Here is a 25,592-nt window from a genome sequence, read left to right on the forward strand (position 1 = left end):
CCGGGAACGGTTCAGAGGACGCGACCCTCGTCGTAGGGGCCGATCACGGCCAGCATCTCCGGGCGGCCCAGGATCTCCGCGGCCACCTCGGCCACCTCCTCGGAGGTCACGGCGTCGAACAGGGCGAGGTCGTCGTCCAGCGAGAAGTGCCGCGGGTAGCCCAGCTCGTGGATCGTCAGCCGCCCCATCCGGGCGTTGCTGCCCTCGCTGCCCAGCACCCACGACCCCTTGATCTGGCCCTTGGCCCGCTCCAACTCTTCGTCCGTGATGCCGGAGGCGGCGGCCTTGGCCAGCTCCTCGCGGCACACGCCCAGCACCTCGTCGATCTTGTCGGGCAGGCAACCCGCGTAGACCTGGAAGGCGCCGGTTTCGGCGAAGGAGCTGTGGAACGCCTGCACCGCATAGGCCAGCCCGCGCTTCTCGCGAACCTCCTGGAACAGCCGCGAGGACATCCCGCCGCCCAGCGCCGAGCCCAGCACCCGCAGGGCGTACCAGCGTTCGTCGGTGCGCGGCAGCCCCTCGCGGCCCAGGATCAGGTGCGCCTGCTCGGTCTCGCGGCCGACGAGGCGCGTGCCGCTGTGGGCCGTCACCGGCGGTCCGCCGATGCGCGGCCGGGCGGGCCGGGCGTCGCCCGCGGCGGCCGACTGCTCGGCGAAGACCGAGCGCACCTGCTCGACGACCGCTTCGTGGTCCAGGTTGCCGGCCGCGGCGACGATCAGCTCGCCGGGGACGTAGGCGGCGCGGTACTGCTCGAAGATGCGGTCCCGCCCCAGCCCGCCGATGGTGTCCTCGGTGCCCAGGATCGGCCATCCCAGGGCGGAGTCGGCGTAGACGTGCTCGGCGAAGACGTCGTCGATGAGGTCTGCGGGCTCGTCCTCGTTCATCGCGATCTCTTCGAGGATCACCCCGCGCTCGGTCTCGACCTCGCCCGCATCCAGCACCGAGCCGGCCACCATGTCGCCCACCACGTCGACCGCCAGCGGCAGGTCCCGGTCCAGAACCTTGGCGTAGTAGCAGGTGTGCTCCTTGGTGGTGTAAGCGTTGTGGTCGGCGCCCACGCTGTCGAGCAGCGCCGAGATCTCCATCGCGTCGCGCTTGCGGGTGCCCTTGAACAGCAGGTGCTCCAGGAAGTGCGCCGATCCCGCGTGCGCGCGGTCCTCGTCGCGCGAACCGGTGGTGGCCGAGATCCCGAAGGCCGCCGACCGGACGCCGGGCATCGCCTCGGTCACCACACGCAGTCCGCCGGGCAGCACCGTGCGCCGCACCAGTCCGGAACCGTCGCCGGGTTCCAGCAGAGTGATGGTACTGCCGGGCTCCTGCTCGGCGGCGATCGGAACAGAGCTCATACTCGCAGTCTCGCCTTCCTCGGGTGGCGTGGCCGTATCCCGTTTCGGCCCGCTGCGCCTGTGCAACGGCCCGAAACGACGCGGGGCGGCCGCACCCCCCAAGGGTGCGACCGCCCCACCGATGCTATGCCGCTATCAGGTGTTCTCACCGCGGGCGGTGCGGGTGCGGCGCCGGCGACGCTCGCCGCCGCCTCCCTCGCCCGAGCCGGATTCGGCGGACTCGCCGTTCTCCTCGCCGGAGGCGGTCTCGCCGCCGTCGCCGTCGGCACCGGCCTCGGCTTCGACGACGTCGACGGGCACCAGCGAGAGCTTGCCGCGGTCGTCGATCTCGCGGATCTCGACCTGGATCTTCTCGCCGATGCTGACGACGTCCTCCAGGTTCTCGATCCGGTTGCCCCCGTGCAGTTTGCGGATCTGCGAGATGTGCAGCAGACCGTCCTTGCCCGGCAGCAGCGAGACGAACGCGCCGAAGGCGGTGGTCTTGACGACCGTGCCCAGGTAGCGGTCGCCGACCTCCGGCATGGTCGGGTTTGCGATGCTGTTGATCGTGTCGCGCGCCGCCTCCGCCGAGGGGCCGTCGGTGGCGCCGATGTAGATCGTGCCGTCGTCCTCGATGGTGATGTCGGCGCCGGTGTCGTCCTGGATCGAGTTGATCATCTTGCCCTTGGGGCCGATGACCTCGCCGATCTTGTCGACCGGGACCTTGACGGTGAGGATGCGCGGAGCGTACGGGCTCATGTCGGCCGGACGCGTAATGGCCTCCTGCATGACGTCCAGGATGGCCAGCCGCGCGCCGCGCGCCTGCTGCAGCGCCTGGGCCAGCTGCGAGGCGGGGATGCCGTCGAGCTTGGTGTCCAGCTGCAGCGCGGTGATCAGCTCGCGGGTGCCGGCGACCTTGAAGTCCATGTCGCCGAAGGCGTCCTCGGCACCGAGGATGTCGGTCAGCGTGACGTACTGTTCTCCCGCGCTGACGAGGCCCATGGCGATGCCCGAGACCATCTCCTTCAGCGGCACGCCGGCCTGCATCAGCGACATGGTCGAGGCGCACACCGACCCCATGGAGGTCGAGCCGTTGGAGCCGATGGCCTCCGACACCTGGCGGATCGCGTAGGGGAACTCCTCACGCGAAGGCAGCACCGGCAACAGGGCCCGCTCGGCCAGCGCGCCGTGGCCGATCTCGCGGCGCTTAGGCGATCCCACCCGGCCGGTCTCGCCGGTGGAGTAGGGCGGGAAGTTGTAGTTGTGCATGTAGCGCTTGGTGCGCTCCGGGTTCAGCGTGTCGACCATCTGCTCCATGCGCAGCATGTTCAGCGTCGTCACACCCAGGATCTGGGTCTCGCCGCGCTCGAACAGGGCCGAGCCGTGCACTCGCGGCAGCACGCCGACCTCGGCGCCGAGCTGGCGGATGTCCTTGGGCCCGCGGCCGTCGATGCGGATCTCGTCCCGCAGTACCCGCTCCCGCATGAGCTGCTTGGTCAGCGAGCGGAACGCGGCGCCGATCTCCTTCTCACGGCCCTCGAAGTCCTCGCCCAGCTTCTCGGCGGCGAGCGCCTTGACGCGGTCGAGCTCGTCCTCGCGGTCCTGCTTCTCGGCGATGGTCAGCGCCTCGGCGAGCTGCTCGCGGACCGCGGTCTCCACGGCGCCGTAGACGTCGTCCTCGTAGTCGAGGAAGATCGGGAACTCGGCGGTCTCCTTGGCGGCCTGGTCCGCCAGCGCCCGCTGGGCCCGGCACAGCACCTTGATGAACGGCTTGGCGGCTTCGAGCCCCTCGGCGACGGTCTGCTCGGTCGGGCCCACGGCACCGTCGGAGACCAGCTGCAGCGTCTGCACGGTGGACTCGGCCTCGACCATCATGATGGCGACGTCGCCGTCGTCGAGGACGCGGCCGGCCACCACCATGTCGAAGGTGGCCTCCTGCAGCTCGGTGTGGGTCGGGAAAGCCACCCACTGGCCGCGGATCAGCGCCACGCGCACACCGCCGATGGGGCCGGAGAACGGCAGCCCGGCGAGCTGGGTGGACATCGACGCGGCGTTGATGGCGACCACGTCGTAGAGGTGCTCCGGGTGGAGCGCCATGATCGTCTCGACGATCTGGATCTCGTTGCGCAGACCGTGCTTGAACGACGGCCGCAGCGGGCGGTCGATCAGCCGGCAGGTGAGGATGGCGTCCTCGGAGGGGCGCCCCTCGCGGCGGAAGAACGAGCCGGGGATGCGGCCCGCGGCGTACATGCGCTCCTCGACGTCCACCGTCAGCGGGAAGAAGTCCAGGGTCTCCTTCGGCCGCTTCGACGCGGAGGTGGCCGAGAGCACCATGGTCTCGTCGTCGAGGTAGGCGACGGCGGAGCCTGCGGCCTGCTGGGCAAGCCGACCGGACTCGAATCGGATGGTCCGGGTGCCGAATGTGCCGTTGTCGATCACGGCTTCGGCGGAATACGCGCCCTCCATGGGCGTCCTCCTCTAAGCAGGGTTACGGGTATTCGGTTCCCCGCGCCCGTAGCCCCGGAGGAGTCGTCGAGAGTCGCGGATGCCCGGCGGCGCAGGCAGTGCGGTGCATGCCGGCGCAACAGGACCGCCAACGGCCGGCCATCGATCGAAGCCTGCGGCTCGCCCGTGCGGGCGGGCCGCAGACCACTACCGAGGACCGGCCCCGACGCGGCAGCCGAGGTCGGGAGCGCGGGAGCGCTCTGCCGCGCGAGCCGTCGGCTCGGCGCGGCTGTCGTCCAGTTGTCATGTAGCGGGTCGCCATGGGCGACGATACCCGCTGGCCACAGCAGTGGCGGATAAGTCCACACTACTAAGAAAGGGAGTGGCCGAGGCCACTCCCCGATCGATCGCCGAAAACTAGCGGCGAAGACCCAGCCGCTGGATCAGCCGGCGGTACCGCTGGACGTCCTGCTTCTGGATGTACTTCAGCAGGCGGCGGCGCCGACCGACCATCAGCAGCAGCCCGCGGCGGCTGTGGTGGTCCTGCTTGTGGGTCTTCAGGTGCTCGGTCAGCTCCGTGATGCGGTGGGTCAGCAGGGCGACCTGGACATCAGGGGAACCGGTGTCGCCTTCCGTCGTGCCGTAGTCGGCGATGATCTGCTGCTTGGTGGCGGTGTCGATCGACACGTCGCTCCTTTTCGTTTCGTCGGTACGCAGGGCGTCGAAGCACCGTGCGACGCAGTGCGGGCACGGTCCGGTGACCACGCGTACGAACAGTCACCGTCAGCGAGCCGGGTTGGCCTCCCGCGCGAACCGGCGGGCGCCGCTGTCAGCTCGCTCAGGCCCGGCCCGGGAAGGGGCGGGCGGAAGTCAGCGGCCATTACAGGCACGCTCATGCTACCGCAGTTTCGGTAGTCGGAGTCACTGACCGGCGGCGTCGGCCTCCCCGGCACGGACGCCGCCGAGCGCCAGTTCCCGTGCGCGGGCGACGTCGCGCCACATGGCCTCGATCAGCTCGTCCACGCTGTCGAAGCGCAGTTGGCCGCGGATCCGGTGGGTGAACTCCATAGCCATGCGCCGGTCGTAGAGGTCCAGGTCGTCGCGGTCGAGCGCGTAGCCCTCCACGGTCCGCACGCCGCCCTCGAAGGTGGGGTTGGTGCCGACGGAGATCGCGGCCGGCCAGGAGGACTCCGCACCCTCCTCGGGGTCGGCGAGCAGCATGCGCCCGGCGTAGACGCCGTCGGCGGGCACCGCTGTCTCGGGCGGGCAGTCCAGATTGGCGGTGGGGAACCCCAGCAGCTCGCGGCCGCGTGCCGCGCCGTGCACCACCACCCCCTCCACCCGGTGCGGGCGGCCCAGCTCCACCTGGGCGCCCTCGACGTCGCCCGCCTCCAGGCAGGCGCGGATACGGGTCGAGGTGGCGGTGTCGGCCGCAGCGTCGGCGTCGGCGTCGGCGCCTGTCACCAGCGGCAGGCCCTCGGCGGTGAAACCGTACTTCTCCCCCAGGGTGCGCAGCGTCCAGACGTCGCCCGAGGCCCGGTGCCCGAAGCGGAAGTCCTCGCCCACCACCACGGCGGCGGCTCCCAGGCCCTCCACCAGTACCCGGTGCACGAAGTCCTCCGCGCCGAGGCGGGACAGTTCGGTGGTGAACGGGAGCACGCACACCGCGTCGGCTCCGCACTCGGCGAGGAGCTCGGCCTTGCGCGGGCCCGGCGTCAGGACCGCGGGCGGCGCGCCGCCGCGCACCACCACGTCGGGGTGCGGTTCGAAGGTGACCACCACGACGGGCAGTCCGAGCGCGCGGGCGCGGTCGACCGCGGTGCGCACGATGGCCTGGTGCCCCCGGTGCACGCCGTCGAAGACACCGACGGTCACGACGGACCGGCCCCACTCGCGGGGCACCTCCTCCAGCCCGTGCCAAGGCCGCACGTCGAACAGCTCCCCTCAGGTGCGTCGCAAGACGTCCGTGGACCAGGGTCGCACGCCGGGCGGGCGCCCCGCGCGCGGCGGGCGGTGGCCTCGCCCACACCGCGGTTCCGGCGGCGGAATCCCCGCCCAACCGTACCGTCGCCCGCCCCGGCGGACGGGCGGACACCCGAGCGAGGATGCCCCGTCGTGGCGTGTCCGGGCCATGCGGTCGGCGGGGACTCCGGCGGAAGGCGGTCGGCGTGCGTGCGGCGGCGAACCGGGCCTAAGCCGCCGCGAACACCACGATGGGTTTCGCGTAGCCGGGGCGGTCTTCGGCCAGTGCCACCACCGTGCCGTCCGGGGCGAACAGGCCGACCGGACCGGGCCCCAGCTCACCCGGGGCGATCCGGTTGCCGTGGGCGATCCTGCGCGCCTCCTCGGAGTCGAGCACCCGAACCGGAAACGCCGACGCCACCGCCTGGGCCAGCGGCAGAGCGGTGAACTCGCCGGCCAACTCCTCCAGGGTGTGCGCCTGGGAGACGTCGTAGGGGCCCACCCGCGTGCGGCGCAGCGCGGTGAGGTGGCCGCCCACCCCGAGGGCCGCGCCGAGGTCGCGGGCCAGAGCACGGATGTAGGTGCCGCTGGAGCAGGTGATCCGGGCGTCCACGTCGACGAACGCGCCGCCGGGGTCGTCCACGCGCCGGACGTCGCCGACGGCGAACTCCGAGACGGTCACCTCGCGGGCGGCCAGCTCCACCTCCTCGCCCGAACGCGCGGACTTGTAGGCCCGTTTTCCGTTCACCTTGATCGCACTGACCTGCGGCGGCACCTGGCTGATCGTGCCGGTGAGATCCTCGGCCGCGGAGTGGACCGCCGCTTCGGCCACGCCGGAGGCGTCGGTGCGCGCACCCGGCTCGCCCTCCGCGTCGTCGGTGTTGGTGGTCAGCCCCAGGCGCAGGGTGGCGGTGTAGACCTTCTCGGTGAGGGTGAGGTGCCCGAGCAGCTTGGTGCCCTTGCCGATGCCCAGGACCAGGACGCCGGTGGCCATGGGATCGAGCGTCCCGGCGTGGCCGACTTTGCGGGTGCCGGCCAGCCTGCGCGTCCGGGCGACCACGTCGTGGGAGGTCCAGTCGGCCGGCTTGTCGACGATCACGACGCCGCTGTCGGTCATGGGCCTCGGGTTTCCTTGTCCAGGTCGGCTGGGGAGGTCGGCTGGGACGAGAGGTAAGACAGGCGGGAGGGCTCACTCCTCCTCGTCGTCGTACTCCCGCGGTGTCTTGTAGGGGTCGGACTCGCCCGCCGGGGTCGCCCCGGCGGCGGCGCGCGCGACTTCGGCGTCGGAGAGGCGGGCCTGGGCCAGCAGCGATTCGATGTGCTCGGCGTTGCGCTGCACGTCGTCGCTCTTGAACGTCAGGCTGGGCGTGTGCCGCAGCCCCGTCTGGCGGCCGACCTCGGTGCGGATGATGCCCTTGGCGCTCTCCAGCGCCGCCGCGGTGCCCGCCTTCTCCTCGTCGGAGCCGAACACCGTGTAGAACACCGTGGCCTCGCGCAAATCGTTGGTGAGCCGCGCGTCGGTCACCGTGACGAAGCCCAGGCGCGGATCCTTGACCCGGCGTTCCAGCATCTCCGCCACGATCCGCTGGATGCGGTCGGCGAGTTTGCGCGCTCGTGCGGCGTCAACCATCGTTCTCAGTCTTCCTCTGGGCTGAAGAGCCGCTGCCTCGCGGAGAGCAGCTCGACCTCGGGGCGTTCCGCGACGAGCCGTTCGCAGGTGTCCATCAGGTGCGAGCAGTGCGCGGCCGTTGCGGCCACGACGGCGACACCGATCTCGGACCTGCGGTAGAGGTCCTGGTCGCCGGTCTCGGCGACCGACGCCGAGCAGGCGCGCTGCAGCTCGGCCACGATGGGCCGCACGACCGAGCGTTTCTGCTTCAGCGAGCGCACGTCCCCGAGCAGGATGTCCAACGTCAAAGCCCCGACGAACATGCGCTCACCCCGTGTGCCGCGCGCCGCGGATCGCGATTCAGATGTCATGTGCGGGCCGCATGACGGAGCGGCCGGGCCGATGGGAAGAGGACGGGCGCCCGGCCCCCGGACCTCGGACCCCCGGCCGGAGCGGCCGAGGGTCCGAGACGGGATCAGACCGGAGCGCGGATCAGTCGCGCGGCTTCTCGCGCATCTCGTAGGTCTCGATCGTGTCGCCGACGCGGACGTCGTTGTAGCCCAGGCCGATACCGCACTCGAAGCCGTCGCGGACCTCGGTGGCATCGTCCTTGAACCGCTTGAGCGAGTCCACGTTGAGGTTCTCGGAGATGACGATCCCCTCGCGGATGAGCCGGGCCTTGGAGTTGCGCCGGATGGTACCGCCGCGCACGATCGAACCGGCGACGTTGCCGATCCGCGGGACCTTGAAGACCTCGCGGATCTCCGCCGAGCCGAGCTGGACCTCCTCGTAGATGGGCTTGAGGAGCCCCTTGACCGCGGCCTCGATCTCGTCGATCGCCTGGTAGATGACCGAGTAGTAGCGGATGTCGACGCCCATGCGGTCCGCGAGCTGGCTGTTCTTGCCCTCGGGCCGGACGTTGAACCCGACGATGATCGCATCCGCGGAGGCGGCCAGGTTGATGTCGTTCTGCGTGATCGCACCGACGCCGCGGCCGATCACCCGGATGTCGACCTCCTCGCCGCCCGCGTCGATCTTCGACAGCGACTCTTCCAGGGCCTCGACCGAGCCGGACATGTCACCCTTGACGATGAGCAGCAGCTCGTTGCGCTCGCCCTCCGCCAGCGCGTCCTTCCAGGTGTCGATGGTGACCCTGCGGGTGGCACGGCTCTGCTGGGCGAAGCGCTCGCGCGCCTCGCGCTGCTGGGCGATCTGGCGGGCCACCCGGTCGTCCTTGACGACCAGGAAGCTGTCGCCGGCGCTGGGCACGTTGGTCAGCCCCAGCACCTGCACCGGCCGCGACGGCTCCGCGCTCTTCACGTTCGCACCGTGCTCGTCGAGCATGGCGCGCACGCGGCCGTAGGCGTCGCCGCAGACGATGGAGTCGCCCACGTTGAGCGTGCCGCGCTGCACCAGGACCGTGGCCATGGAGCCGCGGCCGCGGTCGAGGTAGGCCTCGATCGCCAGCCCCTGGGCCTCCATGTCCGGGTTGGCCCGCAGGTCCAGCGCCGCGTCGGAGGTCAGCACCACCGCTTCGAGCAGGCCGTCGAGGTTCTCGCCGCGCAGCGCGGAGATCTCGACCATCTGCACGTCGCCGCCGAACTCCTCAGCCACCACGTTGTACTCGGTGAGCTGGGACCGCACCCGCTGGGGGTCGGCGCCCTCGACGTCGACCTTGTTGATGGCGACCACGATCGGCACGTCGGCGGCCTTCGCGTGGTCGATGGCCTCGGCCGTCTGCGGCTTCACGCCGTCGTCGGCCGCGACCACGAGCACCGCGATGTCGGTTGCCTGGGCACCGCGCGCACGCATGGCGGTGAACGCCTCGTGGCCCGGGGTGTCGATGAAGGTGATCTTGCGATCCTCACCGTCCACCACGGTGCCCACCTGGTAGGCGCCGATGTGCTGGGTGATGCCGCCGGCCTCGCCGCTGACCACGTTGGTGCTGCGGACGGTGTCGAGCAGCTTCGTCTTACCGTGGTCGACGTGGCCCATGACGGTGACCACCGGCGGGCGGGGACGCAGGTCGGCATCGGTGCCGACGTCCTCGCCGAACTCGATGGAGAAGGACTCCAGGAGTTCGCGGTCCTCGTCCTCGGGGCTGACGACCTCGACGTTGTACTTCAGCTCGTCGCCGAGCAGCTGCAGGGTCTCGTCCGGCAGCGACTGGGTGGCCGTGACCATCTCCCCCAGGTGCAGCAGCACCTGGACCAGCGACGCGGGGTTGACCTCGATCTTGTCGCCGAAGTCCGACAGCGAGGCCCCGCGGGACAACCGGATGGTCTGCCCGTTGCCGCTGGGGATCTTCACGCCGCCGAACGACGGCGCCCCCATGTCGTTGAACTCTTGGCGACGCTGCTTCTTCGACTTGCGCTGGCGTCCCGGACGACCGCCGGGGCGGCCGAAGGCACCGGCCGTGCCGCCGCCGCGTCCGCGCCCGCCGCCGGGACGCCCGGCGAAACCGCCCGGACGGCCGCCGCCGCCACCGCTGCCGCCGCCGGGACGGGGACCCGTACCCGCGGGGGCGCCGCGACCGCGGCCACCGCCGCCGCCGGGACGGCCGCCACCGCCGCTACCGCTGCGGCCGCCACCGCCGCCCGAAGGCGCCGGCCGGGACGAGGGCATGTTCATCGGGCTGGGACGCGGACCGCCGGGCCGCGGGCCGACGTTGCCCGGGGTGGGCCGAGGACCGCCGCCGCTGGGCGGACCCGGACGCGGCGCCTGGGGGCGCGGCGAACCGCCGCGCTCACCGCCGCCGGAACGCGTTCCGGCACCGCCCTGGCCGCCCTGGCCGCCTTGGCCGCCCTGGCCTCCTTGACCGCTCTGGCCTCCTTGACCGCCTTGTCCACCCTGCGGGCCGGGCCGCGGGCCCGGGCGCGGAGCGGGCTTGGAGCCCATTCCGGTGGCCGTCGAGGCGAACGGGTTGTTGCCGGGGCGCGGACCGCTGGAACGGGACCCCGAACGCTGGCCCTTGCCGCCGCCGCTCTCCGCCGAGGCCGCGGGGCGCTCGCTGCGCTCGGGGCGGCCGCCGGGCTTCTCGGGCTTGGGCGACGAGCCGCCCGGGCGCGGACCGGGCTTGGGACCCGGCTTGGGTGCGCCGCCCTTCGGCGGGCCGGAACCCGCACCGGCCCCGGGACGGGGACCGGGCTGCGGCGCCTCGCCGCTGCGACCCGAGGACTGCCCGCCGCGCTGCGACTCCGTCGGCCGCGGACCGGGCTTGGGGCCCGGCTTCGGCGCCGCCGGGCGCGCGGTGGACGTGCCCGACTCGGCTCCCTCGGCGGGGGCCTGCGGGCGCGGCTTGCTCTCCCCGCCGCCGGACTGGCCGCCCGACTGGCCGCGGGAATCGCCGTTGCCGGCTCCAGATCCGGAGCCGGAACCGTTGTTGAAAGCTTCCTTGAGGCGTCGAACGACTGGAGCCTCGATCGTCGAGGACGCCGATCGCACGAACTCGCCCATTTCGTTGAGCTTGGCCAGGACAGCCTTGCTCTCTACGCCGAACTCCTTCGCGAGTTCGTATACCCGGACCTTCGCCACTGCTCTCCTCTACTCGGTCCGGGACATGGGCTTGTTCCGGACCGTCGCTAGCTTGACGTACTCATCGCTGCGTACTCATCGAGCGCTCATCGCAATCTCGACCCGCTTCCTCGTCGTTACACAACAATGGGTCGGCCACGTCTTTTCTGCCGACATGGCAAGACCCGCCGACGCACGGTTCTTACAACCATGGTGTCAGCGTGATCATTCCAACCCTATCTGGAACCCGGAGCGCCGCCAACGCGCGGACCGGCCGCGAGCAGGGCGTCGACGCGCGAGGTGTCGAGGCTCTGCGCGGTCCGAAACGCCCGCGACCAGACCCCGCGCCGCTGCGCCGACTCCCGGCATCCGGGGTCCGCGTGCAGATAAGCACCACGACCAGGCATGCGCCGATCCGGATCCGGAACGATCGCGCCGGACCGGACCACCAGCCGCACCAGGTCGGACTGAGCTGCCCGCGACCTGCACCCGACGCACGTGCGCACGGGACGGGATGGGCCGCGGATCTCCAGTTTAGCGCGTCGGCGCATCTGCGTGCCCGGTGGGCCTTCCCGGATCGTCGTCGGGCGAGGCGTCGATAGAGGTCTCATCCGGATCGCCGGGGTCGGCGTCGGAGCGGATGTCGATCCGCCAGCCGGTCAGCCGGGCCGCCAACCGCGCGTTCTGCCCCTCTTTGCCGATCGCCAGCGACTGCTGGTAGTCGGGGACCGTGACACGCGCCACCTTCCCGGCCTCGTCGAGCACCTCGACTTCGCTCACCCGCGCCGGGGACAGGGCGTTGCCCACGAAGACGGCGGGGTCCTCGGAGTGGTCGATGATGTCGATCTTCTCGCCGTTGAGCTCCGCCATGACGTTGCGGACGCGGCTGCCCAGCGGACCGATGCAGGCGCCCTTGGCGTTGACGCCGGACTTGTTGGAGCGCACCGCCATCTTGGTGCGGTGGCCCGCCTCGCGGGCGATCGCCGAGATCTCCACCGTTCCGTCGGCGATCTCGGGCACCTCCAGCTCGAAGAGCTTGCGCACGAGGTTGGGGTGGGTGCGCGACAGGGTGACCGAGGGGCCGCGGTGGCCCTTGCGGACCTGCACGACGTAGGCGCGCAGCCGCTCGCCGTGGGTGTAGAGCTCGCCGGGCACCTGCTCCTGCGGGGGCAGGATGGCCTCGACCTTGCCCAGGTCCACCAGCACGTTGCGGGGGTCCTTGCCCTGCTGGATGAGACCGGAGACGATCTCGTACTCGCGCCCGGCGAACTCGCCCAGGGTCAGCTCGTCCTCGGCGTCGCGCAGGCGCTGCAGGATCACCTGCTTGGCGGTCGAGGTGGCGATACGGCCGAAGCCGGTGGGCGTCGCATCGTACTCGCGGAGTACGGCGCCGTCGGCGTCGGTCTCGGCCGCCCAGACGGTGACGTGCCCGCTGGAGCGGTCCAATTCGACGCGGGCCAGGGCCTCGGTGCCCTCCTGGCGGTGGTAGGCGATCAGCAGGGCGTCCTCGATCGCCTTGACGACGAGGTCGGCCGAGATGTCCTTCTCGCGCTCCAGACTGCGCAGGACATTCATATCGATATCCACGGGGCTCCCCCTCTAGTCCGCCGCGTCAACGTCGGTTCCGCGGCGGAATTCCACCTGGACCTTGCCGCGCCCCAGGTCAGAATAGCCATAGGGGCGATTCTGACCGTCGACCTCCAGGGTGACGCCGGATTCGTCGGCCTCGGCCACGCGTCCTTCGACCTGGCCGCCGTCGGCGGTTTCGGCCCGCACGAGCCGACCGCGGGCGCGCCGCCAGTGCCGGGGCTGGGTGAGCGGGCGGTCGACCCCGGGGGAGGTCACCTCTAGCACGTAGGGCGCCTTGCCCATGGCGTCGGACCCGTCGAGCGCCGCGGAGATCTCCTCGCTCACCTCGCCCACGGCGTCGAGGTCGACGCCGTCGTCGGAGTCCACCACGACCCGCAGCAGCCGCCGCTTGCCCGCCGGGGTGACCTCGACGGCCTCCAGCTCCAGCCCGGCGCCGGCCAGGACGGGCTCCAGCAGCTCGGCGAGACGGTCTTGGCGAGCCTGCGCGCCCATCAGTGATCCTCCTCGGCGAATTCCGCCCGCGGACCCGCTAGGTGGTCCGGGGCGGTCCAGCTATAGCAGTCGTCGGCCGCCCGTCGCGGCGACGTCGTGTGCTGTCAAGGGTATCCACAGTCGGCGGTTGCCCATGCCTGAACGTCGGTCCTTGTCAGCGGACTGCCCACCGGGGCCCGCGGGCATGCGCGGCGGATCCGGGCGCCCCGGGCGGCGCGGGGCCGCGGCCGGAAACCGTGCGCCTTCGTCCATCCACTGCGCCGACCATGGAAAGATGGGGGCCGATCCGTACCCCGGTGTCCGCAGATGTCGCCGGTGCCCGGCGCCGGAGGGCTCGGTCGGCGGGCGGCGGCCCGCGCAGCGTGATGCCGTCTGTCCGCCGTCGATCGCCGCGCGGGTGCGAAAGCCCCGCCGGCACGGCGAACGTTCTCCCCCGCAGGCGCGGGGCTCTTCCTGGTGAGGAGGGAAGGTGGGCAACGACTACGGCGCCGTCAGCCGCCGTACGGTCGTCGTCGGAGCGCTCGCGGGGATGGCCGCCGCGGCGCTGAGCGGCTGCCAGGGGCCCAGGTGGTACCCCAGCGAGATCAGCCCCGACGAGTACGTGCTGCGCGCGGTCATCACCGAGAAGGAGCGCATGATCGCCCGCTACGAGGCGAGTACGGCAGCCGGGCAGGGCCCTGCCGATCTGCTGGAGCGGCTGGCGGGCCACCACCGCGAGCACGCCGCGGCCCTGCGCGAGCGGCTGCCCGAGCGTCCGGGCCGGCCCACCCCTGAAGCAGAGGCGAGCCCCAGCGGGCCGAGCCCGGCGCCGGTCGGCGAGGATCCCGTGCCGGTCTCCGGGCTGGAAGTGGCCGAGGAGAGCGCCGCCGCCTCCCGCTCCCGCCAACTCGCCCGCCTTACCGACTCCGGCCTGGCGCAGCTCCTCGCCGCCATCGGCGCCTGCGAGGCCGGACACGCCCGACTGCTCTCGGAGACCTGATGACCGCGACGCCCGAGAACGCCGGAACGGGAACGGCCGCGACACCGCTGCAGGACGCGGAGTTCGCCACCGTCCCCGCGCTCCAGGCCGCGCTGAGCGCCGAGCACGCCGCCGTCTACGCCTACGGCTATATCGGCGCCCGCTCCGACGGCGCGCAGCGCGAACGCTGCTACGCGCACCTCGACGCCCACCGGGGCCAGCGCGACACCCTGCGGATCGAACTGCGCGACCGCGGTGCCACGCCCGACCCCGGCAAGGCCGCCTACGACCTGCCCGGCGGCGACAGCGGCGCCGACCTGGCCGCATACGCGCGCAGCGTCGAGCAGCAGACGGCCCAGTCGTATCTGGAACTGGCGGCCGCGCCCGGCACCGCGGTGCGGGAGCTGGCGCTGCGCTCCCTGCGGGACGCCACCCTGCGCGCCGTGGAGTGGGGCGCCGAGCTGCCGGCCTTCCCCGGGTTCCCCGACGAGGGGCCGCCCCCGCAGGCCGGCGGGTGACCCTCCCCGCGGTCCGGATCAGGGGCGGCCGCGCCGCCGAGGCGGACGGGATCTGCGTCCGAGCAGGCGGGGCACCGCCCGGCCGGCTCGGGATCAGTCCGCGGTGGCGTCTGCAGCCGCGTCCGCGGTGACGAGCTCGGCGACGCGGTCGACAGCGCCGTCCAGACCGATCTCCTCGCGCTCGCCCGAACGCCGGTCGCGCAGCTCCAGCCGGCCCTCGTCCAGGCCCTTGCCCACGATGAGGCAGGTGGGCACGCCCAGCAGTTCGGAGTCGGTGAACTTCACCCCGGGGGACACGCCCTTGCGGTCGTCGACCAGCACGCGCACGCCGCGGGCCTCCAGCTCACCGGCGATGCGCAGGGCGACGTCGATCTGTTCGCCCTTGCCGGTGCCCACTACGTGCACGTCGGCCGGGGCGACCACGCGCGGCCAGACGATGCCCTTGTCGTCGTGGGACTGCTCGATGACGGCGGCGACGACGCGCGAGACGCCGATCCCGTAGGAGCCCATGGTGATGCGCCGGGGCTTGCCGTCGGCGCCCAGCGCGTCCAGCTCGAAGGCGTCGGTGTACTTGCGGCCGAGCTGGAAGATGTGGCCGATCTCCAGGCCGCGGGCGGTGTAGAGCGTGCCACGGCCGTCGGGCGAAGGGTCGCCCTCGCGGACTTCGGCTGCCTCGACGGTGCCGTCGGGCGTGAAGTCGCGGCCGCAGACCAGGTCCATGACGTGGTGGTCGGTCTTGTCGGCGCCGGTGATCCAGGCGGTGCCTTCGACGACGCGGGGGTCGACGAGGTAGCGCAGCTTGTTGCCGATGAGCGCGTTGGGGCCGACGTAGCCCTTGACGAGGAACGGGTTGGCGGCGAAGTCGGCCTCCTCCAGCAGCGCCACCTCGGCGGGCTCCAGCGCGGCCTCCAGGCGCTTCATGTCGACCTCACGGTCGCCGGGCACGCCGATGCCCATGACCTCCCACTCGTCGGCGCCGGGTGGGCGGGTCTTGACCAGGACGTTCTTCAGGGTGTCGGCGGCGGTGAAGGTGCGCCCGAGGCCGGCGGCGTTGAAGAAGTCGACCAGGGTCTCGATGGTGGGGGTGTCGGGCGTGTGGTGCACCTGCGCCTCGGGCCGCCCCTCGACGGGCAGCGCGGGCGGCGCCGGCGTCCGCACGGCCTCGACGTTGGCGGCGTAACCCGATCCGGTGCTGCGCACGAAGGTGTCCTCGCCGGTGGGCGCCTCGGCGAGGAACTCCTCGGACGCGGAGCCGCCCATGGCGCCCGAGGTCGCCGAGACGACGGCGTAGCGCAGGCGCAGGCGGTCGAAGATGCGCATGTAGGCGTCGCGGTGCAGGTCGTAGGAGCGCTGCAGGCCGTCGTCGTCGAGGTCGAAGGAGTATGCGTCCTTCATGTGGAACTCGCGGCCGCGCAGCACACCCGCGCGGGGGCGGGCCTCGTCGCGGAACTTCTCCTGGATCTGGTAGAGGATCACCGGGAAGTCCTTGTAGGACGTGTACTCGCCCTTGACCAGGCTGGTGAACAACTCCTCGTGGGTGGGGCCGAGCATGTAATCGGCACCCTTGCGGTCCTGCAGGCGGAACACGCTGTCGCCGTACTCGGTCCAGCGCCCGCTCGTCTCGTAGTACTCGCGCGGCAGCAGCGCGGGGAGCAGCACCTCCTGGCCGCCGATGCGGCCCATCTCCTCGCGGATCACCGCGGCGACGTTCTCCAGCACGATCTTGCCCAGCGGCATCCAGGAGTAGACGCCGGGGGCCGCGCGGCGCACGTAGCCACCGCGCACCATCAGCTTGTGGCTCGGCACCTCGGCGTCCGCCGGGTCCTCGCGCAGGGTGCGCAGGAACAGGGTCGACATCCGCAGCACGGCCACTCCTCAAGTCAAGTCAGATGCACGACGTCCGCCTCGCCAGGTCGGCTCCGCGGCCTCGCGGGTCCGCGGGGCGCGGATCGGAGCGTCCGCGGAGACGCCGCTCGCCCGCCGCGGGGCGACACGTGAGAGGGGTTCCAGGCTAGCGGTCGGCGGCGGTGCCTGGGCACGCCGCGGGCCTGCTGTTCGGTACGGACAGGCCGGTGTCCGACATGGCCATGAGCCGTGGGTCCGGTGGGAGCGCCGGTGACCGGTGGGGCGGCTCAGTTCCGCTGGGCGGCCTTGCTGGTCTGCCGGGCAGACCAACAAGGCCGCGCAGCAAACCGCGGGCCGGGCTCCCGCATCGGGGTCTGACCTCGCGGAGCCGCCGGTCTGCGCGGCGAGGGCCGCTGCGGGGTCGTACCGTTGGTCCTGCGTCGGTCGCGGAACGGGCGGCAGGCGAGGGCACACGATCGGCGGGAGCGTATGACGGCGCACGGCAGCGGCACGGGAACGCGGCACCCCGAAGTGGAGCTGATGCGCGACGCCGACCGCCCCGACTCGTGGCTGCTGCTGGTCGACGGCACCCCGCAGTCGCACGTGGACCTGTCCGACCCCGCCTACCTGGATTTCGAGTACGTCCAGCGGATCGGGCACGCCGTCGATCTGGCCGCGCCGTCCGGCGAGCGGATCCGGGCGCTGCACCTGGGAGCGGGCGCCCTGACGCTGGCCCGCTACATCGCGGCCACGCGTCCAGGATCGCGCCAGCGTGCGGTGGACGACAATCCGCGGCTGATCGAGCTCGTCCGGGAGTCGCTGCCGTGGGACCGCCGCGCCGACCTGCGGGTCGCCGTCGGCGACGCCCGCACGTGGCTGACCGAGCGGCGCGCCGGCAGCGCGGATGTGATCGTGTCCGACGTCTTCGCGGGCGCGCAGACGCCGGCGGCGCTCACCTCGGTGGAGTTCTTCGCCGAAGCCGACCGGGTGCTCGACGCCGGCGGGGTGTGCGCGGCCAACGTGGGCGACGGCCGCCGGCTGCGCCATGTGCGCGCGCAGGCGGCGACGCTGGCGGCGGTCTTCGCCCATACCGTGCTGATCGCCGCGCCGGGCGTGCTCCGGGGCCGCCGGTTCGGCAACTTCGTGCTGCTGGGTTCGCAGCGGCCGCTGCCCGAGGACGAGCTCACCCGCCGAGCGCACCGCGACCCCGACATGGCCCGGGTCCTGGCCGGGGAGGTGCTGGAGCGCTTCGTCGCAGGCGCCGCCCCGGTCCACGACGCGGCGGCCAAGGACTCACCCGCGCCGCCGGACGACGTCTTCGCACGCTGAGCGCGGCGATCGCGCACAGTCGTCGGCGGCCGCGGGCCGGCTCTCCCCGGTCAGTCGGGCAGTTCGTGGTCCAGCAGGCGGGAGAACTCCGCGGTCTGGCGGATGCCCACGCCCCCGCCGGGGTCGGGCTGGGCGTCCATCCCGCTGACCCGCCCGTTGCGCCACCACACGAGCTGGTCGGTGACGGGTTCGCCGTCCTGCCGCAGGCTCTGGAAGGTCTGGTAGAGGAACGGCAGCAGCGCGACCGAGCGTTTGCTGCGCAGCACCGCGAACAGCATCGTGTTAGGCGAGGGCAGCATCACCACCGCGCCGTAGGGCAAGGGCTCCGGGACGATGTCGACCAGCCGCATCACATGGGCCGAGCCGGGCCAGCTGACGCCGTGCAGCACGTGCACGGGGGTGTCGGCACCGGTCTGGAGGGTCTGCAGGTCATGGCTCTCGTAGGCGAGGTTGCGCAGGGCGGTGAACCACAGGTCCCGCTTGCCGACCCCCCATGCCTGCGTGTGGCGGACGTCCAGCACGGCCGCCTCGTAGGTCTGCGGGTCGGTCCGATAGCACAGCAGCGCGGTCAGCCGCGGATTGATCGAGTACGCCAGCTTGTCCGATCCCAGGCCCGCGGGGTCGCCCGTGAGGACGATGCGCAGACGGGGCTGCGCGGCGGAGTAGGGCTCGGTGAGCAGGCGGCTGTGCACTTCGGCGGGCGGGACGGGGTGCCCGTGGGGGTGGTAGGGGACGTTCATCTCAGGTTCGGTCGCTCCTGGCTGGCTGCGTGCGGCGCGCTGGGCGTCGGGCGGGTGTCCGCGGCGGGCGCCGGCGGCCGGGCCGGTCGCCACCGGGCGGGGACTCGGCCCGGGTGGGCACCGACGTTGTGCGGCAGTATCCCACTCGCCCGCCTGAAGGCGTCCCCGCACGGCAGCAGCGCCCCGGCGCACTGCCGGGGCCGGCTATGCGCTAGCGTGACGACCATGCGGCACCTGAGACGACGCTTCGTCACTCCCCCTCCTCCGGCCTGAGGAGGGCGTCCGACGCGCACCCGCGACCGGGGGCGCGTCCCATTCGCGTGAGCGCGGCCCCGCCGCTTGCCCCGCGCCGAGACGCCCCGCGCCGACGAACCGTGGCCATCCATGTCGACGCCGGAGTGCCGTGCCGTGTCCGATTTCCTGTCCGATTCCTGCGCTTCTTCCGACTCCGCCTCTTCCGCTTCGCACGCCGATGTGAACCGCTCGCCCGCACCTGAGAACCGGACCGCCCCTTCCGCAGAGTCCGCCTCCTTCGCCGCGGGGCGGCAAGGACCGCGGCGGGAGCACTCCGCGGGCACCGGGCGCGGATTCGCGCTGCTGGTGACCGCGGGCCTGCTGTGGGGCACCAGCGGGATCGCCGGCCACGGCCTGCAGGCGGCCGGTGTGCCCGTGCTGGGCATCGCCTGCTACCGGCTGCTGTTCGCCGGTGTGGTGATCGGCGGCTTCCTCGCCTTGTCGGGGCGGCTGGCGCGCCTGCCGCGCTCGCGCCCCCTGATGGTCCGGCTGCTGGTCAACGGCGTGCTGCACGCGGTCTTCCAGTGCTGCTACTTCGCCTCGCTGACGCTGATCCCCGTCGGGCTGGCGACCCTGGTCAAGATCGGCAGCGTCCCGGTCTTCGTGGCGGTGGGGATCTGCCTGCTGTCGCGCCGCGCCCCCACCGCGCGGTTGGCGGTCTCGGTGCTGCTGGCCGTGGCGGGGATGGCGCTGCTCGTGGGCTTCCCGGCGACCGATGCGAGCGGCACCGAACTGGCGCTGGGCATGGCGTTCGCGCTCGGCGCGGGACTGACCTTCTCAGTGATGACGCTGGTCAACCGCTCACCCGTGCCCGGCCTGGACCCGCTGGCCAACGCCGGGACGGGACTGCTGATCGGCGGTGTGCTGCTGCTGCCGCTCGGGCTGGCCGCGGGCATGGCGGTGCCGATGGCTCCCGGCCCGCTGGCCACGCTGGCCTATCTAGGCCTGGTCCCCACCGTGCTGGCCTACCTCGCCTACTTCGGCGGCGTGAGCCGCTCCTCCGACGCGGGTGCGGCCGTGGGCACGCTCGCCGAGCCGCTGACCGCGGCGCTGCTGTCGATGGCGCTGCTGGACGAGGAGATGACGCCGCTCGGCGCCGCCGGGGCCGTACTCCTGACGGCGGCGATGGCGACCGACTACACAGCGGGGGTGCTGGACCGGCTGCGGAAGCGGAGGCGGCGCCGCGGGCGCTGACCGAACACGCCGTACGCCTCCGGGCGTAGGCGCGCCGCAGGTCGAGCCTCCCGACGGACGACGGGCGCCGGCGGCCACGGCGCGTACGGTCGTCGGTGTGCTGTCTGGAATCCGTCCGCGCCGCGGCGACGCGATCGTCGCGGCGGCGACGGCCGTGCTGGTCGTCTGCTCCACGATGGTGGCCCAGTCGTGGCCGGGCGCGCCGCCCGCCGAGCGGCCGCTGCTGCCGTGGGGGCTGCTGCTCGTGACGGCGGCGGTGGCCCCGCTGGCCTGGCGCAGCAGGTACCCGGTCGCCGTCGCAGTCGTGTGCACCCTGGCGTCCACCGTGTACTACCCGCTGGGCTTCCCCGACGGGGGGATCGGCCTGGCCGGTGTCATCGCCCTGTTCGGCGTGGCGGCCGACGGTTACCGGTGGCAGGCCTGGGGGCTGGGGCTGGCGCAGTTTCTGGTGCTGCACGTCTGGGAGGCCGTGGTCCTGGGCGCCCCGCGGCTCGGACCGGCCCTGGTCATGCTGGAGCTGGTGCTGGTCGTGCTGGTCACCGCCGAGGTGGTGCGCCGCCGCCGCGAGTACCGCAACCTGGCACGCGAGCGCGCGGTGGAAGCTGCTCGCACCCGCGAGGAGGCGGTCCAGCGGCGCGCGTCGGAGGAGCGCGTGCAACTCGCCAGGGAGGTGCACGACGCCGTCGCGCACAGCATCTCGCTGATCAACGTGCAGGCCGGCACCGCGCTCTACCTGATCGACTCCGAGCCCGAGCGCGCCGCCGAGGCACTGGCCACCATCAAGCGGACCAGCAGGGACACCCTGCAGGAACTGCGCGCCACGCTGAACGTGCTGCGCTCCGTGGACGAACAGGCGCCGCGCTCCCCCGCACCGGGACTCGACCGCATCGAGGAACTGGCCGAGGGCACCCGCGGTGCCGGGCTGGAGGTGCGCGTGGTGGGCAGCGGCGACACGGGGCGGCCGATCTCGGCCAACGTCGGCTCCGCCGCCTACCGCATCGTCCAGGAGGCGCTGACCAACGTCGTGCGCCACGCCGACGCCGCGTCCGTCACGGTGGAGGTGGCGCGTTGGGACGACGGTGTCCGGGTGCTCGTGAGCGACGACGGTGCCGCGGCGCCGACCGGGTTCTCCGTAGGCAACGGCATCACCGGTATGCGCGAGCGGGTCGCCGCGCTGGGCGGCCACGTTGCGGCGGGCCCGCACACGGACGGAGGATTCGCTGTGCGGGCCTGGCTGCCCGACCCCCTGGCCGCCGACGCCGCCGGAGGCGGACGCGGGTCCGCGGAACCGCCGCCCGAGGGCCGTGCGGACGGCGGAGAAACGGATGGCGGCGGCGCGGGCGGCGACGGACCTCCGCGTCGTGGGCGAAGGGAGCGGCGCGGGTGATCAGAGTCCTTCTCGCCGACGACCAGGCTCTGGTTCGAGCCGGTTTCCGCGCGCTGCTGGACAGCGCCCCCGACATCGAGGTGGTGGGCGAGGCCGCGGACGGCCGCGAGGCGGCGCGCCTGGCTTCGGTGGAGCGCCCGGACGTGGTGCTCATGGACATCCGGATGCCGGTGCTCGACGGCCTGGCCGCCACCGAGCGGATCCTGGCCGATCCCCGGCTGGAGTCGGTGCGCATCGTCATCCTGACGACCTTCGACCTGGACGAGTACATCTTCGAGGCGCTGCGCATGGGCGCCAGCGGGTTCCTGGTCAAGGACACCGACCCCGAAGACCTGCTGCAGGGCGTCCGCGTGGTGGCCGGGGGCGAAGCGCTGCTGTCCCCTACGGTGACGCGGCGGCTGATCGCCGACTACGCCAAGCGGCCGCGCCGCCCAGAGCCCTCGGCGCGGCTGGCGGAGCTGACCGACCGCGAGCGCGAGGTCCTCGCGCTGGTGGCCGCCGGCCTGTCCAACGAGGAGATCGCCGAACGGCTGGTCGTCAGCCCCGCGACCGCCAAGACCCACGTCAGCCGCACCATGGTGAAGCTGCAGGTACGCGACAGGGCCCAGTTGGTGGTCGTCGCCTACGAGAGCTCGCTGGTGGCGCCCGGGTGGGCCGACTAGCCAAGGTTTCTGTGGATCTGCGCCGCCGTCCCGCGCCCACCGGACCCGGTGCCTGCCGAAGGCGCGCCCGGCGGGCCTTTCGCAACCCCGCCTAGGGGCGTCCCCGAGACGGCTCGGGGACGCCCCTACGACGCGCGAGGTAGCCGCACGCCCGGTCCACCGCCCCGGGCGGTAGTCGAGAAGCCTTCCCGGAGGCGATGCCGCGCGTAGAGCCGCGCCGACATCCTCGAACCGGATCGCATCCCACCGACCGTCGAGGCGTCACCGACATGTTCGAAGACCCACTGCTGCTCGCCCGCGCGCAGTTCGCGCTGACCGCCAGTGTCCACTACCTCTTCGTGGCCCTGACCCTCGGGTTGGCCCCGTTCATCCTGTTCGGCCAACTCCGGGCGACCCTGCGCCGCGACGAGTCGCGCATGCGGGCGGTGCGGTTCTGGGGCGGGCTCTACCTCGTCAACTACGCCATGGGCGTGCTCTCCGGACTGGTGATGGAGCTGCAACTGGCGCTGAACTGGAGCGGGCTGAGCGACGTGTTCGGCTACGCCTTCGGCGCGCCGCTGGCCGTCGAGACGATGGGCGCGTTCTTCGTCGAGTCCACGTTCCTGGGCCTGTGGATCTTCGGCTGGGACCGGATGAGCCGCCGGGCGCACCTCGCGTGCTTCGCCGTGGTCACCCTGACCGCCTACCTATCGGCCTACTGGGTGCTGGTGGCCAACGGGTTCCTGCGCTACCCGGTGGGGCTGCGGATGGAGGACGGCACGGCGCGCATCAGCGATCCGGTGGCGCTGATGGCCAACCCGTCGACGCTGCTGGCACTCGGACACATCACCGTCAGCTCACTGCTTCTGGGGGCGACCGTGGTCGTCGCGGTCAGCGCCTACCACCTGGCCCGCCGCAGCGATGCCGACCGCATGTTCGGCCGGGGCATCCGCCAGGGAACGGCGGTACTGGCCGCTGCGCTCATCCCGACGATGCTGATCGGCGGACTCCAGTTCCCCGTGCACGATGGAGCACCCCCGGCGAGCGGGCTGACCTACAGCGCCGCCGAGATCGCGGCGATCGAGGAGCGGGCGCCCTCCGGAAACGTCTTCTGGGCGATCGGCGACACGCTGATGTTCGGCGGCTGGTTCCTGCTGGTGCTGCTCGGTCTGCTGCTGCTGGCCGCCTGGACCTTCCGCGGGCTGGACCGCTGGCGGTGGCTGCTGTGGCCGCTGACTATGGCGCCGTTCCTGCCCTACGGAGCGAGTGTGGGCGGCTGGCTCGTGCGGGAGACGCAGCGCCAGCCGTGGGCGGTGGAGGATCTGCTGACCACCGCCGATGCCATGACCGACATGACCCCCGGCATGGCGGTGCTGTCGTTCTCCCTGTTCACAGCCGCCTTCGCGGTTCTGGCGACCGTCACCTACCGCCTTCTGGTGCACTTCGCCCGGCTCGGGCCCGAGCGGGGGCCGCTGGCGCCCGCGGCGACGGGCGGACCGTCCGACGGCGACGCCGATGCGGACGTCGCCGTGCACACGTACTAGTCGGCCCGCCCGACCCCCCTCTTACCGCTCGAACGCACGAGCGCTGGAACGCTCGAAGGAGCCTGCCGTGGATATCGCCGCCGTCGTCCTCCTCGCCGGCCTGGTGGCCGGGTACCTGGTACTAGCCGGATGCGATATCGGGCTGGGCATGCTGATGCCCTACGTGGCGCGCACCGACGCCGAGAGGCGGCGGGCCGTGTCGGCGATGGCGCCCTACTTCCTGGGCAGCGAGGTGTGGCTGCTCGGCGCGATAGGCGTGACCATCGGGATGTTCCCCGCGGTGAAGTCCGCGGTGATCGCGGGGTTGTGGCCGGCGTTCGTGGCGCTGCTGGCCGGGTGGCTGTTCCGCGACGCCGGACTGTGGTTGCGCGGACGGATGCGCGGCCGCGCGGGGCGGGCCGTGTGCGACACCTGGATCGTCGCGGGTAGCTGGGTGCTGGCCCTGTCGTGGGGGTTCGCCGTCGGCGGGATGCTGGGCGAGGGGCGACTGCTGAGTCCGTTCGCGATCGCTTGCGCACTGACGTCCGCGGGGCTGTTCGCGCTGCGCGGCGCCGCGTTCGGCGCCGAGCGGCTGGTTCCACCGGGGCCGGGGGGCGACGGCGCGCCGCGGAGCCTGCCGCGGATCGCCAAGGCGAGCGCCGCGGTCGAGCCGGCACCGGCGGCGGCCGAGACACGGAACACCCTTGCCTCCGGCGGCGCGTCCGCAGGGAGCGCGGGAGTGGACGGCGTGCCGTCCGGCCGGCGGCGCGACAGCTCGACCGACCAGCGAGCCGCAGCCGTGCGCGAAACCGCGACGACGGTGGAATCGGCCGAGTCCGCCGACGCGGCCGCGCGGGTCACCCGCCCCGTGGCCCGGGCGGCGCTGCTGGCGGGGGTGCTGGCGGCGGTGGCGGCTCCGCTGCCGGGCGGCGCGGTGCCGGACCGTCCGCTGGCGGCCGCGGCAGCAGCGCTCGTACTTCTCGCCGCGCTCGCCGCGACGTCGGGCCTGTCGGGGCCGCGGCTGTCACGGCACACCTCGGCGCTGGGGCTGGGATCGGTGCCGCTGCTGATCGCGGCGTCGGTGAACCTGCCCATCGCCCCGATTCCCACCGGGACCGCCCTGCTGTTCTGGTCCGCCATACTCCCGGTTGTTCCGTTCATAGTGGTGGGACAGCTGTGGCTGTACCGGGTGCTCCGCCGTCCGGCGCCGACGTCGGGTTTCTTCGCTTGAGCCGTGCCGTGGCACGCCTGCGCCGCACCGGATTCGGACGGCCGGATGGTGCGCTCCTGGCTCCCCGGGGACAGGCCCGCGGATTGGTGATCTACGGGAGCGGGCACCTCAGCAGATGCAGTGAGATGCCCCGTCGCCGGAGGGCATCCCCGCTCCCCCGAGGAGGCACCATGCCCGAGACCGCGCCTAATCCTCCCGCCCCCGGCGGCTGCAACTGCGGTTCCAGCTGCGGTTGCGGCTGCCAGAGCGGCGGCCCGTGCAACTGCGGCGGCAGCTGCAGCTGACCCCGTACCGCCGCCGGCCCGACCGCAGGGGCCGGCGGCGGAGCGGACCCGCTCCGCTTCCGACCGCTCCTCGCACAGCAGCCGCGGCGGCGATCGTTACCGGTATACGCGGCGCGTCCGAACGGCGGCAGGCCCGCCGACCTGCGACAATCGCCACCGGGGAACACCGACGGTGATCGCGGCGGGCCGTCCGCGCGGCCCACGCTGCACGGGGAGGATCACGATGTCGATCTCGGACATCTTCACGTCCGCGGCGGGCGGTCTGGACGAACACGAGCGGCTGCGCAGCCACGTCGAGGGCATCCGCGAACGCGCCGCCAAGGCGGTGCCGTGGGGGCCCGACACCGTCGGGATACCGCCGCAGGCGGGCGAGAATGCGCTCATGCGGGTCAACGACATCGCCTTCTACGCCAACGCCCGCCAGGAGATCGTGTCCTTCGCCGACCTCTGCCTGGCGCTGCTCGACTCGCACCGCCCGCGCGACGCCGGCGCCATCGGCAGCGGCGACTCAGCTCCGGCCCAGCGGTGCCGGTGCTGCATGCTGCGGTGGCCCTGCCCCACCGTCCGCGAGATGGCGCGGCGGTTGGACTGATCCCCGTCCCGGCCTGCCGCCGAAACACCGACCGCGGTCCGCGCCCCGCGGGACCGGCGGGAGGCGTGTAGTGGGATCCGCGCGCACAGCGCATAATAGGGCCGCGAGCACGATGGGAGC

General features: G+C 72.6%; 22 protein-coding genes. 9 read left to right on the top strand and 13 right to left on the bottom strand.

Going from position 1 to position 25,592, the window contains the following annotated elements:
* Positions 1-11: 11 nt before the first annotated feature.
* The 11 genes from EKD16_RS18605 to rimP all read right to left on the bottom strand — a co-directional run bounded on the left by EKD16_RS18605 (position 12) and on the right by rimP (position 12,936).
* Entirely contained in the window at positions 12-1,346 is a 1,335-nt protein-coding gene (locus EKD16_RS18605; RefSeq protein WP_131099590.1) for a M16 family metallopeptidase, read from the bottom strand.
* A gap of 135 nt (positions 1,347-1,481) precedes the next feature.
* Positions 1,482-3,791, bottom strand: coding sequence for a polyribonucleotide nucleotidyltransferase (locus EKD16_RS18610; RefSeq protein ID WP_131099592.1), 2,310 nt, complete (start codon positions 3,789-3,791; stop codon positions 1,482-1,484).
* Between the two features lie 396 nt (positions 3,792-4,187).
* Complete coding sequence (gene rpsO / locus EKD16_RS18615) at positions 4,188-4,457, bottom strand: 30S ribosomal protein S15 (RefSeq protein ID WP_131099593.1); 270 nt, start codon at positions 4,455-4,457, stop codon at positions 4,188-4,190.
* A gap of 234 nt (positions 4,458-4,691) precedes the next feature.
* A complete protein-coding gene (locus EKD16_RS18620) occupies positions 4,692-5,699 on the bottom strand; it encodes a bifunctional riboflavin kinase/FAD synthetase (RefSeq protein ID WP_131099594.1) in 1,008 nt (335 codons plus the stop codon).
* Between the two features lie 262 nt (positions 5,700-5,961).
* A complete protein-coding gene (truB, locus tag EKD16_RS18625) occupies positions 5,962-6,849 on the bottom strand; it encodes a tRNA pseudouridine(55) synthase TruB (protein ID WP_131099596.1) in 888 nt (295 codons plus the stop codon).
* Positions 6,850-6,921: 72 nt separating this feature from the next.
* Positions 6,922-7,362, bottom strand: a complete 441-nt coding sequence (gene rbfA / locus EKD16_RS18630; protein ID WP_131099598.1) for a 30S ribosome-binding factor RbfA — start codon at positions 7,360-7,362, stop codon at positions 6,922-6,924.
* Positions 7,363-7,367: 5 nt separating this feature from the next.
* A complete protein-coding gene (locus EKD16_RS18635) occupies positions 7,368-7,664 on the bottom strand; it encodes a DUF503 domain-containing protein (RefSeq protein ID WP_131099600.1) in 297 nt (98 codons plus the stop codon).
* A 169-nt stretch (positions 7,665-7,833) separates the two neighbouring features.
* Positions 7,834-10,875, bottom strand: a complete 3,042-nt coding sequence (infB, locus tag EKD16_RS18640; RefSeq protein ID WP_131099602.1) for a translation initiation factor IF-2 — start codon at positions 10,873-10,875, stop codon at positions 7,834-7,836.
* 215 nt (positions 10,876-11,090) lie between these two features.
* The gene (locus tag EKD16_RS18645) at positions 11,091-11,465 is read right to left on the bottom strand and encodes a YlxR family protein (RefSeq protein ID WP_341351845.1); all 375 of its coding nucleotides are present in this window, start codon (positions 11,463-11,465) and stop codon (positions 11,091-11,093) included.
* A complete protein-coding gene (gene nusA, locus EKD16_RS18650; RefSeq protein ID WP_131102773.1) occupies positions 11,389-12,429 on the bottom strand; it encodes a transcription termination factor NusA in 1,041 nt (346 codons plus the stop codon). Before nusA ends, EKD16_RS18645 begins: the two co-directional genes overlap by 77 nt.
* 24 nt (positions 12,430-12,453) lie before the next feature.
* Positions 12,454-12,936 carry a ribosome maturation factor RimP gene (gene rimP, locus EKD16_RS18655; protein WP_131099606.1) on the bottom strand — a complete coding sequence of 161 codons (483 nt, stop codon included), beginning with the start codon at positions 12,934-12,936 and terminating at the stop codon, positions 12,454-12,456.
* Positions 12,937-13,405: 469 nt separating this feature from the next.
* On the opposite strand from rimP, the gene EKD16_RS18660 reads away from it, so the two are divergent.
* Both EKD16_RS18660 and EKD16_RS18665 read left to right on the top strand, forming a co-directional pair.
* On the top strand, positions 13,406-13,915 hold the full coding sequence (locus EKD16_RS18660) for a ferritin-like domain-containing protein (RefSeq protein WP_242677051.1): 510 nt from the start codon (positions 13,406-13,408) through the stop codon (positions 13,913-13,915).
* Positions 13,915-14,412, top strand: coding sequence for a ferritin-like domain-containing protein (locus EKD16_RS18665; protein WP_131099608.1), 498 nt, complete (start codon positions 13,915-13,917; stop codon positions 14,410-14,412). Before EKD16_RS18660 ends, EKD16_RS18665 begins: the two co-directional genes overlap by 1 nt.
* A 93-nt stretch (positions 14,413-14,505) precedes the next feature.
* Here the strand turns inward: EKD16_RS18665 and EKD16_RS18670 are convergent, their stop codons facing one another.
* Positions 14,506-16,269: a proline--tRNA ligase gene (locus EKD16_RS18670; protein ID WP_131102775.1), complete on the bottom strand. Its 1,764-nt coding sequence runs from the start codon at positions 16,267-16,269 to the stop codon at positions 14,506-14,508.
* 477 nt (positions 16,270-16,746) lie between these two features.
* On the opposite strand from EKD16_RS18670, the gene EKD16_RS18675 reads away from it, so the two are divergent.
* The gene (locus EKD16_RS18675) at positions 16,747-17,586 is read left to right on the top strand and encodes a spermidine synthase (protein ID WP_131099610.1); all 840 of its coding nucleotides are present in this window, start codon (positions 16,747-16,749) and stop codon (positions 17,584-17,586) included.
* A 50-nt stretch (positions 17,587-17,636) separates the two neighbouring features.
* Here EKD16_RS18675 and EKD16_RS18680 read toward each other — a convergent pair whose 3' ends face one another.
* Positions 17,637-18,326, bottom strand: a complete 690-nt coding sequence (locus EKD16_RS18680) for a hypothetical protein (protein WP_131099612.1) — start codon at positions 18,324-18,326, stop codon at positions 17,637-17,639.
* Positions 18,327-18,734: 408 nt separating this feature from the next.
* Here EKD16_RS18680 and EKD16_RS18685 point away from each other — a divergent pair, with 408 nt between their 5' ends.
* The 6 genes from EKD16_RS18685 (at position 18,735) to EKD16_RS18710 (ending at position 25,472) form a co-directional block, all read left to right on the top strand.
* A complete protein-coding gene (locus tag EKD16_RS18685; RefSeq protein ID WP_242677052.1) occupies positions 18,735-19,814 on the top strand; it encodes a DMT family transporter in 1,080 nt (359 codons plus the stop codon).
* Between the two features lie 97 nt (positions 19,815-19,911).
* A complete protein-coding gene (locus tag EKD16_RS18690) occupies positions 19,912-21,201 on the top strand; it encodes a sensor histidine kinase (RefSeq protein WP_242677053.1) in 1,290 nt (429 codons plus the stop codon).
* On the top strand, positions 21,198-21,863 hold the full coding sequence (locus EKD16_RS18695; RefSeq protein WP_131099615.1) for a response regulator: 666 nt from the start codon (positions 21,198-21,200) through the stop codon (positions 21,861-21,863). Before EKD16_RS18690 ends, EKD16_RS18695 begins: the two co-directional genes overlap by 4 nt.
* A 269-nt stretch (positions 21,864-22,132) precedes the next feature.
* A complete protein-coding gene (locus EKD16_RS18700) occupies positions 22,133-23,386 on the top strand; it encodes a cytochrome ubiquinol oxidase subunit I (RefSeq protein WP_131099617.1) in 1,254 nt (417 codons plus the stop codon).
* A 67-nt stretch (positions 23,387-23,453) separates the two neighbouring features.
* Entirely contained in the window at positions 23,454-24,596 is a 1,143-nt protein-coding gene (locus EKD16_RS18705) for a cytochrome d ubiquinol oxidase subunit II (protein WP_242677054.1), read from the top strand.
* Between the two features lie 507 nt (positions 24,597-25,103).
* Positions 25,104-25,472, top strand: coding sequence for a hypothetical protein (locus tag EKD16_RS18710; protein ID WP_131099621.1), 369 nt, complete (start codon positions 25,104-25,106; stop codon positions 25,470-25,472).
* The last annotated feature ends 120 nt before the right edge of the window (positions 25,473-25,592 follow it).

The sequence above is a fragment of the Streptomonospora litoralis genome (assembly GCF_004323735.1).
Classification (GTDB): Bacteria; Actinomycetota; Actinomycetes; order Streptosporangiales; family Streptosporangiaceae; genus Streptomonospora; species Streptomonospora litoralis.

Excerpts from the sequence above, each read along its gene's own strand:
- EKD16_RS18605 (WP_131099590.1), bottom strand. The coding sequence starts at position 1,346 with ATGAGCTCTGTTCCGATCGCCGCCGAGCAGGAGCCCGGCAGTACCATC.
- EKD16_RS18610 (WP_131099592.1), bottom strand. The coding sequence starts at position 3,791 with ATGGAGGGCGCGTATTCCGCCGAAGCCGTGATCGACAACGGCACATTC.
- truB (WP_131099596.1), bottom strand. The coding sequence starts at position 6,849 with ATGACCGACAGCGGCGTCGTGATCGTCGACAAGCCGGCCGACTGGACC.
- rbfA (WP_131099598.1), bottom strand. The coding sequence starts at position 7,362 with ATGGTTGACGCCGCACGAGCGCGCAAACTCGCCGACCGCATCCAGCGG.
- EKD16_RS18635 (WP_131099600.1), bottom strand. The coding sequence starts at position 7,664 with ATGTTCGTCGGGGCTTTGACGTTGGACATCCTGCTCGGGGACGTGCGC.
- EKD16_RS18645 (WP_341351845.1), bottom strand. The coding sequence starts at position 11,465 with ATGAGACCTCTATCGACGCCTCGCCCGACGACGATCCGGGAAGGCCCA.
- nusA (WP_131102773.1), bottom strand. The coding sequence starts at position 12,429 with ATGAATGTCCTGCGCAGTCTGGAGCGCGAGAAGGACATCTCGGCCGAC.
- rimP (WP_131099606.1), bottom strand. The coding sequence starts at position 12,936 with ATGGGCGCGCAGGCTCGCCAAGACCGTCTCGCCGAGCTGCTGGAGCCC.
- EKD16_RS18665 (WP_131099608.1), top strand. The coding sequence starts at position 13,915 with ATGACCGCGACGCCCGAGAACGCCGGAACGGGAACGGCCGCGACACCG.
- EKD16_RS18670 (WP_131102775.1), bottom strand. The coding sequence starts at position 16,269 with ATGTCGACCCTGTTCCTGCGCACCCTGCGCGAGGACCCGGCGGACGCC.
- EKD16_RS18675 (WP_131099610.1), top strand. The coding sequence starts at position 16,747 with ATGACGGCGCACGGCAGCGGCACGGGAACGCGGCACCCCGAAGTGGAG.
- EKD16_RS18680 (WP_131099612.1), bottom strand. The coding sequence starts at position 18,326 with ATGAACGTCCCCTACCACCCCCACGGGCACCCCGTCCCGCCCGCCGAA.
- EKD16_RS18700 (WP_131099617.1), top strand. The coding sequence starts at position 22,133 with ATGTTCGAAGACCCACTGCTGCTCGCCCGCGCGCAGTTCGCGCTGACC.
- EKD16_RS18710 (WP_131099621.1), top strand. The coding sequence starts at position 25,104 with ATGTCGATCTCGGACATCTTCACGTCCGCGGCGGGCGGTCTGGACGAA.